A 13035-nucleotide genomic window follows, 5' to 3' on the forward strand; every position below is an offset into this window, starting at 1 on the left:
ACAGGCATCTCCCAACCAGCAAAATCAACCAGCTTACCACCCAACTCAACATGCAATGAGTAAAGGGGCGTGCGTTTAATATCGGTCATCATTTCAACCTTTCGATCAGCGCGACTGGTCGCGAACAACGGTCACGGTGCAATGCGCGTTACGCACGACACGAGCCAGGTTCGGGCCAATCTCATAGTTGGGGAAATCGCCCTTGGTGGATGCCATGACGATCAGATCGAAGCCTTCCTTGTAGGCAAGCTTCAGAATTTCGCGATAGACGCTGCCTTCTTCGATGTGGATTGCGACATCCGAGGCATTGCCGTTGTCCAGGATAGCTTGAATCGCGTTTCGCACGTGCTCTTTGGCGCCTGCGCCATAGTTGGCGGGCAGGTTCGGCAGCTGGATGATCTCGGGGATGACGGCAACTGCATGCAGTTCGGCACCGTAGAACTTGGCCTGTTCCAGCGCGAGCGGCAGGGCATTCTTCCACGAGCGGTCGTCGGTGTGATCAATGGGCAGCAGGATTTTCGTGGCCATCACGTCTCTCCTCGAGATATTGAATTCTGTTTCAAAGGCGGGGGGCCGGGATGGCCCCCCGTTTTTCGCAGGGCCGGATTATTCGGCGGGTGAGCCACCGGGCTCTTCCGATTTGCCGCCCGAGGCGAAGAACTCTTTCGTCAGTTTGAAGACGATCGGGCTCAGCAGGGCCAGGGCGATCAGGTTCGGGATAGCCATCATGGCGTTCAGCGTATCCGCCAGCAGCCAGATGAAGCCCAGATCTGCTGTTGCGCCGAAATAGATCATGACGATCCACAGGACGCGGTAGGGCAGCAGGGATTTGACGCCCAGCAGGAACTCGACGCATTTCTCGCCGTAGAACGACCAGCCGAGGATGGTGGTGAAGGCAAAGATCGACAGAGCGATGGCGATCAGATACCCACCGACACCCGGCAGCGACAGTTCGAACGCGTGGCTGGTCAGTGCAGCGCCGGATTCACCCGATGTCCAGGCTCCTGACGAGATGATTGCCAGACCGGTGATCGAGCAGACGATGATGGTGTCGATGAAGGTACCCAGCATCGCGATCAGGCCCTGGTTGACCGGACCTTTGGTCTCGGCTGCTGCGTGTGCGATCGGAGCGGAACCCAGACCGGCCTCGTTCGAGAACACACCACGTGCCACACCGAAGCGGATCGCTGCCCAGACAGCTGCTCCGGCGAAACCACCTTCGGCGGCTGACGGGGTGAACGCGTAGGTGAAGACCAGCGACAGAGCATTGCCGATGTTGCCCATGTTAATCAGCAAGACCAGCAGACCAGCGATGATGTAGGCAATCGCCATGAACGGAACCAGTTTACCGGCGACCGCACCGATGCGGGTGATGCCACCCAGAATTACGGCGGCGGTCAGAACCATCAGAACAACGCCAGTGACCGAGGTGTTCAGACCGAAGTTCGCTTCCAGAACCTGTGCCACACCATTGGCCTGTACGCCGTTGCCGATGCCGAAAGCTGCAACCGCACCGAACAGGGCAAATGCAACGCCCAGCCAGGCCCATTTCGCCCCAAGGCCGTTTTTGATGTAGTACATCGGGCCGCCTACAAAATTGCCCAGCTCGTCTTTTTCGCGGTATTTCACGGCCAGAACGGCTTCGGCATATTTGGTGGCCATGCCCACCAGGGCGGTCATCCACATCCAGAACAAAGCGCCCGGACCGCCCAGGAAGACAGCAGTGGCCACACCGGCGATGTTACCCGTACCGATGGTCGCCGACAGCGAGGTCATCAGCGCATTGAACGGGCTGATTTGTCCGTCGCCCTGACCTTCACGGCCTGCAAACAACAGCTTGAAGCCGGTGCCAATGCGCAGGATCGGCATGAATTTCAGCCCCACCTGCAGGAAGAAGCCAACGCCGAGAATGAGGACCAGCATCAGCGGCCCCCACACGACGCCATTAATGGCCCCTACGATTGAATTTAACGCTTCCATGGTTTCCCTCCCATTTGCGTTTAGATTATGCCCCGTTGGCGATGGCCCGCTGGCGAGCCTGCTTGAGGGCGGTAAAGTCTTCGTCCGCGTGGAACGAGGAACGGGTCAACGGCGTAGCCGACACGTGCAGAAAGCCCTTGGAGCGCGCGATTTGCTCCAGCTGGGCGAATTCGTCCAGTGACCAGAAACAATCAATCGGGTGGTGTTTCGCGGTCGGTTGCAGGTACTGACCGACCGTCAGAAAATCGACTTGTGCGGCGCGTAGGTCATCCATCACCTGACGCACGTCGTTCAGGGTTTCTCCCAACCCAACCATCAGACCGGACTTGGTAAAGATTTCGGGATTGGCGCGCTTGGCGTCATCCAGCAACCGCAGCGAAGCATAATAGCGCGCGCCGGGGCGGACTGTCGGATAGAGGTGCGGGACGGTTTCCAGATTGTGGTTGAACACGTCCGGTGCGGCTTCGAACACGATGTCTGCCGCATCGCCTTTGCCCAGAAAATCGGGGGTCAGAACCTCGACCGTGGTGCCGGGGTTCTGATGGCGTACCGCACGGATAGTCTGAGCGATATGCTCGGCCCCGCCATCTGCCAGATCATCGCGGTCGACCGAGGTGATCACCACATGGCGCAGGCCCAGCTTTTTCACCGCAACCGCCACGCGACCGGGTTCAAACGCGTCCAGTGCATCAGGACGGCCGGTGGCCACATTGCAGAAAGAACAACCGCGGGTGCAGACTTCGCCCATGATCATCATGGTCGCGTGACGCTTGGACCAGCATTCGCCGATATTGGGGCAGGCGGCCTCTTCGCACACCGTCGCCAGATTGTGATCACGCATCAGGCGCCGGGTTTCATAATACGCGGCGCTGTCGCCCTTTTTCTTGCGAATCCACTTGGGTTTGCGCGGGATGACGCTGTCAGCCTTCTTGGCCTTTTCCGGGTGACGTGGTCGAAGCTGGATTGTCATCTGGCTGTCCCTCGTTATGCGTGGATCGCCCGGCCCATGGCATCGAGGCAGGCTTCTTTTACCGCCTCTCCCATTGCCGGATGAGCATGACAGGTCGCCGCGACCTCGGCAACAGTGGCCCCCTTGGTCATCGCCAGAACCAGTTCGGCGATCAGATCACCGCCGTGGGCACCGCAGATATGCGCACCCAGGATATTGCCGTCCGCGTCAGCCAAAACTTTGACCGCACCGTCGGTTTCACCCGTCGAACGGGCGCGCGAGTTGGCCATGAAGGCGAATTTTCCGACCGAATACTCGGTACCGGACTCTTTTAGCGCTTCTTCGGTCAGCCCGACCGATGCGACTTCGGGGTCGGTGTAGACCACGCCAGGAACGGTGTTGTAATCCACATGGCCCGCTTGCCCTGCCAGAGTTTCCACGCAAGCAACGCCGTCTTCTTCGGCCTTGTGCGCCAACATCGGGCCGGGCACACAGTCGCCTATGGCATAGATGCCGGGAACCGAAGTCTGGAAAGTACCGTCCACCTCGATAAATCCGCGTGGATTTATGGTAACGCCGAGGTCTTCCAGTCCGAGCCCACGGGTGACAGGACGGCGGCCAACGGCGATCAGAACCTTATCGGCCTCGATCACTTCTTCTTTGTCCTTGCCGACGCGATCAACAGTCAGGGTCAGGCCCGCACCGGTCTTGTCGACCGATTTCAGCGCGCGGCCCAGCTGGAATTTCAACCCGCGCTTGGACAGGGCACGCTGCGCCAGCTTGGCGATCTCGCCATCAATACCGGGCAGAACGCGGTCCAGGTATTCGACCACAGTGACCTTGGCGCCCAGGCGTGCCCAGACCTGACCAAGCTCCAAACCGATCACACCTGCGCCGATCACCACCAGATGCTCGGGCACACTGTCCAGCTCAATCGCTCCGGTCGAGCTGAGGATTTCCTGTTCATCGATCTCGATCCCCGGCAGAGAGGTCGGTTCGGACCCGGTGGCGATCAGGATATTCTTGGTCTCATGGATGTTTTCACCCACTTTGACCTGCCCTGCAGCGGGAATGCTGGCCCAACCTTCGATCAGATCGACACCGTTTTTCTTGAATAGGAACGCGATGCCCTTCGTCAAGTCACCGACGATCTTGTCCTTGCGCCCCATCATCGCGCCAATGTCGATGCTGGCCCCCTCGACCGCAATGCCGTGGGAGGAGAGATGTGCAATTTCGGCATATTTGGCCGAAGAGGTCAGCAACGCTTTGGAGGGGATGCACCCTACGTTCAGACAGGTGCCGCCAAGAGCGCCGCGTCCTTCGACACAAGCAACTTTCAGGCCCAGCTGAGCCGCACGGATCGCAGCGACATAACCGCCCGGTCCGCCCCCAATGACAATCAGATCGTAGGTGTTCATTTCGCGTACTTTCAGTAGATGGGGTGGCTTGCGCAGAGCGCGCGAACCTGCTCGCGAGTTGCCTTTTCGACGGTTTCGTCACCTTCGGGCGTCTGTGCGAGAGCGTCCAGAACATCACCGATCAAATGACCGATCCGCTTGAATTCTTCCGGTCCAAAGCCGCGGCTACAACCGGCGGCAGTGCCCAGTCGGATACCGCTAGTGATGGTGGGTTTCTCTGGGTCGCCAGGAACGCTGTTTTTGTTGCAGGTGAACCCAGCACGTTCCAGTGCCGCTTCGGCATCCTTGCCGGTAACGCCGACAGGGCGCAGGTCTACCAGCATAAGGTGGTTCTCGGTTCCGCCAGAAACGATGTCACATCCGCGCGCCATCATGACGTTCGCCAAAGCCGCTGCGCTGTCGACAACGCGCTGCATGTACTCCTTGAACTCAGGCTTCAGTGCCTCGCCAAAAGCAACTGCCTTGCCCGCGATCACGTGCATCAGCGGGCCACCCTGCAATCCGGGGAACACGGCAGAATTGATCTTTTTCGCCAGCGCTTCGTCGTTGGTCAAAATAATGCCGCCACGGGGTCCGCGCAGAGTTTTATGCGTTGTCGAGGTTACGATATGGGCATGCCCAACGGGCGAGGGGTGAAGGCCTGTCGCCACCAACCCGGCAATATGGGCCATATCGGCCAGCAGCCATGCGCCGACCTCATCCGCGATTTCGCGGAACTTGGCAAAGTCGATCTTCTGGGAATAGGCCGACGCACCTGCAATGATCAGCTTGGGTTTTTCAACCCGCGCCAATTCTGCAACCTGATCAAAATCGATCAGACCCGCATCAGTCAGGCCGTACTGTACCGGCCGGAACCATTTACCGGACTGGGCTGGTTTTGCGCCATGGGTCAGGTGGCCACCTGCATCCAGCGACATGCCAAGAATGGTATCGCCCGGGCTCAGCAATGCCAGTTTGACAGCACCATTGGCCTGAGCCCCGGAATGGGGCTGAACGTTGGCATATTCACAGCCGAACAGCTGCTTGAGACGCTCGATGGCCTCAACTTCGACCTCATCGACATATTCGCATCCGCCATAATAGCGGCGCCCCGGATAGCCTTCGGCATATTTGTTGGTCAGCACCGAGCCCTGGGCTTCGATTACAGCCTTCGAGACAGTGTTTTCAGAAGCGATCAGTTCGATCTGTTCCGCCTGGCGCGCACCCTCACGAGAGATGGACGCAGCGATTACCGGATCTGCCTCAGTCAGCGACGTTTTGAACATAGTCTCCTCCTCTTGTCTCGAATCCTCAGCACGAAACTTTGTTTCCTATAGTGGAAAACGTGCGCATAAAGCAACAAAAATCTCTTATTCAATAAGTTGCGTGTTTAACGGGAAACCTGTAACCTTTGATAAAACAGGGGGAATTTCATGGGCGAGGAAAGCCGAAAAGATGTTTCCGGACAGGAAGAACCGGATGATGGCGAGGCATTAGGCCGTTCCATTCGTGACGCACGGCGCACAAAAGGGTGGACGCTGGAAGAGGCTGGCCGCGCTGCGGGAATCGGACGGTCCACGCTGTCCAAGATCGAAAACAATCAAACCCGGCCAAGCTTTGACATCGTACGGCGCCTGACCCAGGCACTTGATATGAGCACCCCGCAGCTGTTTCTGCAATCAGGTCAGTCAGGCATTTCTGGTCGCCGCGATTTTACCCCGAAAGGCGAGGGGGAAATCAAAACTACGCCCACCTACCTGCATGAGTTGCTGTGCCCCGAACTGACCAGCAAGCGGATGTTGCCCTATATCGCGACAATCAAGGCGCGCGACCTGTCAGAGTTCGAGACCTGGATTCGACATTCCGGAGAAGAGTTCATGTATGTGCTCAGCGGTGAACTCATCTTTGTTTCTGAACACTACCGTCCTTTGTCGATGAAGGCGGGCGACTCACTCTATTATGACAGTGGCATGGGTCATGGCTGTATCTCGACCAGTGAAGAGGACGCTCAGGTGCTGTGGGTTTCGCTGGAATGACATCTGCTTTCATCTCATGATACCTTATTGGCCATGAGTGAACAGGTGCGGCGCATTTGCATATTGTTTAAGCGCTTCAGCTATCAGACGAGCTCCCGTTTCGAAACGCGGTCGGTGTCTGACCAAACTCCGCCTTGAACGCCCGTGTCATTGCGCTGGCGTTTTCGTACCCACAGCGTCCAGCGATCTCGGCGATGGATTGCTCGGTGTCTTCTGCCAGATTGCGCGCCAGGTTCAGGCGTAGCCGACGATACAGCGCTTGTGGTGTGGTTTTGAGTTCCACCTGAACACGCGTTTCGATCCGCTTTTGCGAGCACCCGATATTTCGGGCCAAATCCCTGATCGACAGCGGCGTTTCTAGGTTGGCTTGCATGATAGTCAGTGCACGATTGACCAAAGTGTCTTCGGATTTCAAAGGCAGGGCATAATGATCTCGTCCATTTCGGCTCATCAGCAGATGCGCAACTTCCATGAACAAAAGTGGGCCGTGATCCCGCCGTATGAGGGCCGATGCCAGATCAAACGCGGCCATGGCGCCAGAACAGGTCAATCGATTGCGGTCGATGACAAAACGTTCCTGCACCACGTCGACCGCCGGAAAACTCTCTTCGAACCGGGACAGTTCGTCCCAGTGAATGGTCGCCCGATGATCATCCAGCAATCCGGCCCGGGCAAGCAGCCAGCTTCCGGTGTCCAAACCAGCCACTTGTCGGTGCCTTCTGGACGCGGCAAGCACAGCGCGTGTGGTCGAACGCGTGTCCAGCTTGAGATAGCCGTAAGAAGGCATGACAACCAATACATCTCCTTGGTGATCAGAGATTGCACCATACGGAATGACAACAAGGCCGCTGGAACTGTGAACAGGTTCTCCGTCGATGGAACAAAAGCGCCACGTGTACAGTGACTGCCTGGACAGGTTATTTGCCGCTCTGAGCGGCTCAACCATGTTTGCAAGGCAGTGGTTCGAAAACCCGTTGAAGAGCAGGATGTTGTATTGCTGTAATAAAATTTTCGAATTTGGCATGATCTGGTATCAACTTTGCATGTCGCGACCATGAGTGATGGCGTTTGGTTGGTCAACCACCGATCCAGGGAACACGCGCCATGCAGTTTGGTCTGACAGAAGAACAGGACATGATCGTCTCGACGGTCCGAAGCTTTGTTGAAAACGAAATCTACCCGAATGAAGACGCGGTAGAGCGCGCCGGAACGGTCCCGGTGGAGTTGGGCAACGAGATAAAGCAGAAATGCATCGATCTGGGATTTTATGCCTGTAATTTCCCCGAGGAGGTCGGCGGCGCAGGCCTGTCGCATCTGGATTTCACCTTGGTTGAGCGCGAACTTGGCCGCGGCTCGATGGCGCTGACGCATTTCTTTGGTCGTCCGCAAAACATCCTGATGGCCTGCAATGATGCACAACGCGAACGCTACCTTTTTCCAGCGGTGCGTGGCGAAAAGATGGACGCTCTGGCGATGACGGAACCGGATGCCGGGTCGGACGTGCGCGGCATGAAATGTCAGGCAGCACGGAACGGCGGCGATTGGATCGTCAACGGCTCGAAACACTTCATCTCGGGCGCCGAACACGCGGATTTCTTCATTGTCTTCATCGCAACCGGCGTGGACGAAACCCCAAAAGGACCTAAAAAGCGCATCACCACCTTCCTGGTGGATCGTGGCACCCCGGGGTTTGAAGTGCGCGAGGGCTATAACTCGGTCAGCCACAAGGGCTACAAGAACTATATCCTGTATTTCGACAATTGCCGATTGCCCGACGCTCAGGTTCTGGGTGAGGTCGATGGCGGTTTTGCGGTGATGAACGAATGGCTCTACGCAACCCGTCTGACGGTCGCGGCATTCTCGGTCGGGCGCGCGCGGCGCTGTTTTGACTATGCGTTGAACTACGCGGCCGAGCGCAAGCAGTTTGGCCAGCCCATCGGCAAATTTCAAGGCGTCGGCTTTCAAATCGCCGATATGATCACAGAAATCGACGCCGCCGACTGGCTGACCCTTGCCGCCGCATGGCGCCTGGATCAGAACCTGCCATCGAACCGCGAGATCGCCTCGGCCAAGCTCTATGCTTCGGAAACGCTGGCGCGGGTCACCGATACCACGCTGCAGATTTTTGGCGGCATGGGTCTGATGGATGATTTTCCGATCGAACGGTTCTGGCGCGATGCCCGGGTTGAACGCATCTGGGACGGCACAAGCGAGATTCAACGTCACATCATCAGCCGTGATCTTCTGCGTCCACTGGGCGCCTGACCATGAACAAAGACCTCACCCGGCTGCTTCGCCCGAAGACCATCGCTGTAATTGGCGGTGGTGCCTGGTGTCAGCAGGTTATTCGGCAATCTGAACGTATGGGCTATGCAGGTCAAATCTGGGCGGTGCACCCCAAAGCTTCGGAAATCGCGGGACACAGAGTCTTTGGCCAAATAGAAGACCTGCCCGAAGCCCCGGATGCGGTTTTCATCGGCATCAACCGTCACGCCACGATTGAGGCGGTTCATGTCTTATCCAGCATGGGCGCGGGCGGGGCGGTGTGTTTTGCGTCGGGCTTTTCCGAGGCCGTCGCAGAAGATGACAGCGGCAGGGATTTGCAGGATCAGCTGATTACTGCGGCCGGTGACATGCCTATCCTTGGCCCGAACTGTTATGGTTTCATCAACGCACTGGACGGAGCGCTGCTGTGGCCGGACCAGCACGGGACGACCGCTGTGGACAAGGGCGTGGCGATCCTGACGCAAAGCTCGAATATCTCGATCAACCTGACTATGCAGAAACGCGGTTTGCCGATTGCCTACATGGTGACCTGCGGAAATATGGCTCAGACAAGTCAAGCACAGATCGCTGCTGCCCTGCTTGATGATCCGCGCGTGACAGCCGTGGGCCTGCATATCGAAGGCTTCAAGGACGCCCGGGAATGGGAGGCACTGGCCGCCAAGGCGTACGCAAAGGGCATTCCGCTGGTCGCCCTCAAAGTCGGCGCATCGGTACAGGCGCAGGCCGCGACCATATCGCATACCGCGTCTCTGGCGGGCAGCGATGCGGGCGCACAAGCGTTGTTAGATCGGCTTGGCATCCCGCGCCTGTCTGCGCTTCCGGATTTCCTCGAAACGTTGAAACTGTTGCACTGCTATGGGCCACTCCCCGGCAGCAACATCGCCTCGATCAGTTGTTCCGGGGGTGAAGCGAGCTTGATCGCAGACATGGCTATCAACACCGGCCTGACCTTCCCTCGGCTGAGCGATGAAAAAAAATCGCGCCTGCGTGACGCGCTCGGCCCCATGGTCGCACTGAATAACCCGCTGGACTATCACACCTATATCTGGCGCGACGAAGAGGCGATGGCACAGGCATGGTCCGGAATGACGGGTGAGGATATCGACCTGACATACTCAATTGTCGATTATCCAACCACTGACGCCACCGACTGGAGCTGCGCGACCCAAGCAGCATTGAAGGTGCGAGAGGACACCGGTGCTCGATTCGCAATTGTTGCAACGCTGCCTGAACTACTACCTGAAGACGTTGCACAGGATTTGATGGCCGGTGGTGTTGTGCCATTCATGGGTCTGCGCGAAGCGCTGTCGGCCACCCGCGCGGCGGGTCAGGTCTCGGCCCCTTCTGCGCACCCTGTCTGTTTGCCGGGAACAGTCGAGGCGAACCAAACCTTGACCGAAGGCGTTTCGAAACAGGCGTTGGCCGAATGCGGCCTGCGCATCCCGCAAAACCGCACGGTTTCCGGGCCAACGGCAGCGCATGCGGCAGCGCAGAACATGGAAGCCCCCTTTGCCGTAAAAGGCGTTGGGTTGGCCCATAAATCCGAACACGCCGCCGTTCGGTTGGGCATCCAAGCTGAAGATGTCGCCAGTGTAGCAGCCGACATCGGCACTGAAGACATCCTGATCGAAGAGATGATCATCGGAACCGTCGCTGAACTTCTGGTCGGCGTTGTCCGCGATCCTGCGCATGGTTTTGTTCTGACGTTGGGGGCAGGGGGCGTGCTGACCGAAGTTCTGCGCGACACGGTTTCCCTGCTTGTACCCTGCGCGCCCGAAGACATCCGCACCGCCCTCGGAAAATTGAAGATTGCGCCCTTGCTGGCGGGCTATCGCGGTCAACCGGGGGCTGATATGGATGCGATCATTGCCGCAGTCGAGGCTGTTCAGGCCTACGTCATGCAAAATGCCGACACGCTTGGCGAGGTCGAGATTAACCCGCTCCTGTGCACGCCGGACAAGGCCGTTGCCGTGGATGCTCTGATTAGAAAGGCCTGAGAAATGGACCCGATCAAATCCCGCCGCGACGGAACGATCCTTGAGATAACGCTCGACCGGCCCAAGGCCAATGCCATCGATCTGGTCACAAGCCGCAGAATGGGCGAGGTCTTTGCCGAGTTTCGCGACGACCCGGACCTACGCGTCGCCATTCTAACCGGTGCTGGTGAGAAATTCTTTTGCCCCGGCTGGGACCTGAAAGCCGCCGCTGATGGTGACGCGGTAGACGGGGACTATGGCGTCGGCGGGTTCGGAGGCCTGCAGGAGCTGCGCGACCTGAACAAACCCGTGATTGCGGCCGTCAACGGAATCGCCTGTGGCGGCGGGCTGGAACTGGCCCTTTCGGCTGACATGATCCTTGCAGCCGACCATGCCACATTCGCGCTGCCGGAAATCCGGTCAGGAACAGTTGCGGATGCGGCCAGCGTCAAACTGCCCAAGCGCATCCCCTATCACATCGCGATGGAGCTGCTGCTGACGGGCCGCTGGTTCGATGCCGAAGAAGCCAATCGCTGGGGCCTGGTGAACGAGATTGTTGCTGCAGATCAACTCATGGCCCGCGCGTGGGAACTGGCCCGCCTTCTGGCTTCGGGCCCGCCATTGGTTTACGCCGCAATCAAGGAAATCGTGCGTGATGCCGAAGACGCCAGGTTTCAGGATGCCATGAACCGCATCACCAAGCGTCAGCTGCGCAGTGTGGACGTCCTTTATGCCAGCGAAGATCAGCTGGAAGGCGCGCGCGCATTCGCTGAGAAACGCGATCCGGTCTGGAAAGGGAAATAACGAAACGGCGTTTTCTTCAGTCATATTGGACAAGTTTGCCATTTACTGATCCGCGCTGCGCGTGCACAGTTAGGCATGCCTTATTTCGAGCGAAAACCATACGTTAATGTGCCGCGCGCAATCAGCCCGATAGTGCCGCAGCTGGACCAACAGCCGATTTCCGATATTGCGCGCCGCGTTCTGGACACGGAGCAGGGCGCTCAAAAACACCTTGATGGGCCGTTCAGGTGCCGCAAAACCTGCCATTCCGGCGGCACCGCCACCATTGTGCTGTCGCTCGCGGCGCCTCAAGACGCGACCCCTGTTCAGATGCAGTTCGAACCGGGTGATCTGACCAACCCGAACGGTGACATTCTGCCCGCGAACCGGATCAATGTTATTCCGCCTCAAATCCGGCTGGGCCCGGGTGAAGCCTCGGATGTTGCTGTCACTGTGACCGTGCCCGATCTCACAGAACCCGGTGAATATCATGGCCGGATCGCCTGCACCGGTACAGACCAGACCTCGCTTGTCGTGATTTTTGAGGTGGCGGGCGTTCAGACTTGACGGGTCACGAGATAGTCCATGAACTGCCCAAGAAACGCACGCGGAGCCTCTTTGGTCCCTGCAAATACCCGACCAAACTCCTGTCGGGCCGAGGCCAGCAGGTCATTTGCGGCGTCTTGCGCATAACGAATACATCCATAGTGATTCATGCGATCCAAAACCCAGCCGACATCCTGTGTCGACCGGCTGTCGCGAGCGTTTGAAAGCATATCCGCCAGCCGTGCTTGTTCCGGCTCATCTGCCTGCAAACTAAGCTGCCCCAGCATCAGCGTGCGTTTGCCTTCGTAAACATCGCCGCCGATCTCTTTCCCATACTTGTCCTGCGAGCCTACGAGGTTCAGAACGTCGTCCTGAATTTGAAAGGCAGCGCCCAGAAAGAAACCGAACTCATTGAAATCATCCAGATTTAGCGCGCCGGACGCGACATCCTGTGGACGGGCTATCAGCGCGCCGATGCGCATCGGGTGAATGAAGCTGTACCAACAGGTCTTTTTCAGACACATCCTCAGATAGTCTGACGCATCGACGTTCAGCCGGTTGTCGCGTATCCATCCAAGCTCCAGCGCCTGACCTTCGATGGATTGCTGTAACAGATGGTCGAACTCGTCAACCACGCGCATACCGGTTTCCAGTCCAAGCGGTCCCAGGTTCTGACGCAGCAGGCGCAGGGCTAGCGATTGCATCCCGTCGCCGGTATTGATCGCCAAGGGAACCCCAAGCCGCTTGTGCATACATTCGCGTCCGCGTCTGAAATCGCTTTGATCTTCGATGTCATCGTGGATCAGGAAGGCATTGTGCAGTAACTCAAGTACTGCGGCTGAAACGTGTGCATCCTCGCTGTTGCCGCCGAAGGCCTCGCATGTGGCCAGCAACAGGGCAGGCCGCAGCCCTTTGCCGGACGTTTCGATATAATCTCGCATCGGACCATACAAATAAGCCTGCGGTTCACCCGTTGGCAAAAGGTCCAAAAGCGTTTCGCGCGCCCGATCCCCATAGGAGGTCAGCGTTTTCAGAAAATCCTGCTGTGCCGCAGGATCCAGATGCGCAGTTCCGGATTTCAC

General features: G+C 58.0%; 12 protein-coding genes. 5 read left to right on the top strand and 7 right to left on the bottom strand.

From position 1 onward, the window contains the following. Positions 1 to 105: 105 nt before the first annotated feature. The 5 genes from Q0816_RS09765 to glyA all read right to left on the bottom strand — a co-directional run bounded on the left by Q0816_RS09765 (position 106) and on the right by glyA (position 5612). Positions 106 to 528, bottom strand: coding sequence for a universal stress protein (locus Q0816_RS09765; RefSeq protein WP_298849936.1), 423 nt, complete (start codon positions 526 to 528; stop codon positions 106 to 108). Between the two features lie 78 nt (positions 529 to 606). Further along, positions 607 to 1980 (bottom strand): sodium:alanine symporter family protein, encoded by a 1374-nt coding sequence (locus Q0816_RS09770; protein WP_298849937.1) that lies wholly within the window; start codon positions 1978 to 1980, stop codon positions 607 to 609. Between the two features lie 25 nt (positions 1981 to 2005). Beyond that, on the bottom strand, positions 2006 to 2950 hold the full coding sequence (lipA, locus tag Q0816_RS09775; RefSeq protein WP_298849939.1) for a lipoyl synthase: 945 nt from the start codon (positions 2948 to 2950) through the stop codon (positions 2006 to 2008). A 14-nt stretch (positions 2951 to 2964) separates the two neighbouring features. Further along, the gene (gene lpdA, locus Q0816_RS09780; RefSeq protein ID WP_298849941.1) at positions 2965 to 4347 is read right to left on the bottom strand and encodes a dihydrolipoyl dehydrogenase; all 1383 of its coding nucleotides are present in this window, start codon (positions 4345 to 4347) and stop codon (positions 2965 to 2967) included. Positions 4348 to 4358: 11 nt separating this feature from the next. Further along, positions 4359 to 5612: a serine hydroxymethyltransferase gene (gene glyA / locus Q0816_RS09785; RefSeq protein WP_298849943.1), complete on the bottom strand. Its 1254-nt coding sequence runs from the start codon at positions 5610 to 5612 to the stop codon at positions 4359 to 4361. 147 nt (positions 5613 to 5759) lie between these two features. Here glyA and Q0816_RS09790 point away from each other — a divergent pair, with 147 nt between their 5' ends. After that, on the top strand, positions 5760 to 6362 hold the full coding sequence (locus Q0816_RS09790; RefSeq protein ID WP_298849945.1) for an XRE family transcriptional regulator: 603 nt from the start codon (positions 5760 to 5762) through the stop codon (positions 6360 to 6362). A gap of 76 nt (positions 6363 to 6438) precedes the next feature. On the opposite strand, the gene Q0816_RS09795 is transcribed toward Q0816_RS09790, so the two are convergent. Continuing rightward, positions 6439 to 7386, bottom strand: coding sequence for a GlxA family transcriptional regulator (locus Q0816_RS09795; protein ID WP_298849947.1), 948 nt, complete (start codon positions 7384 to 7386; stop codon positions 6439 to 6441). 80 nt (positions 7387 to 7466) lie between these two features. Here Q0816_RS09795 and Q0816_RS09800 point away from each other — a divergent pair, with 80 nt between their 5' ends. The 4 genes from Q0816_RS09800 to Q0816_RS09815 all read left to right on the top strand — a co-directional run bounded on the left by Q0816_RS09800 (position 7467) and on the right by Q0816_RS09815 (position 11974). Then, positions 7467 to 8627 carry an acyl-CoA dehydrogenase family protein gene (locus Q0816_RS09800; RefSeq protein WP_298849949.1) on the top strand — a complete coding sequence of 387 codons (1161 nt, stop codon included), beginning with the start codon at positions 7467 to 7469 and terminating at the stop codon, positions 8625 to 8627. 2 nt (positions 8628 to 8629) lie between these two features. Then, positions 8630 to 10645, top strand: coding sequence for an acetate--CoA ligase family protein (locus tag Q0816_RS09805; protein ID WP_298849950.1), 2016 nt, complete (start codon positions 8630 to 8632; stop codon positions 10643 to 10645). A 3-nt stretch (positions 10646 to 10648) separates the two neighbouring features. After that, entirely contained in the window at positions 10649 to 11428 is a 780-nt protein-coding gene (locus Q0816_RS09810) for a carnitinyl-CoA dehydratase (protein ID WP_298849951.1), read from the top strand. 132 nt (positions 11429 to 11560) lie between these two features. Then, a complete protein-coding gene (locus Q0816_RS09815; RefSeq protein ID WP_298849953.1) occupies positions 11561 to 11974 on the top strand; it encodes a hypothetical protein in 414 nt (137 codons plus the stop codon). On the opposite strand, the gene Q0816_RS09820 is transcribed toward Q0816_RS09815, so the two are convergent. Further along, positions 11965 to 13035: a polyprenyl synthetase family protein gene (locus Q0816_RS09820; protein ID WP_298849955.1), complete on the bottom strand. Its 1071-nt coding sequence runs from the start codon at positions 13033 to 13035 to the stop codon at positions 11965 to 11967. The genes Q0816_RS09815 and Q0816_RS09820 overlap by 10 nt on opposite strands.

The organism is uncultured Ruegeria sp. (assembly GCF_947497005.1).
In the GTDB taxonomy this organism is placed as follows: Bacteria; Pseudomonadota; Alphaproteobacteria; order Rhodobacterales; family Rhodobacteraceae; genus Ruegeria.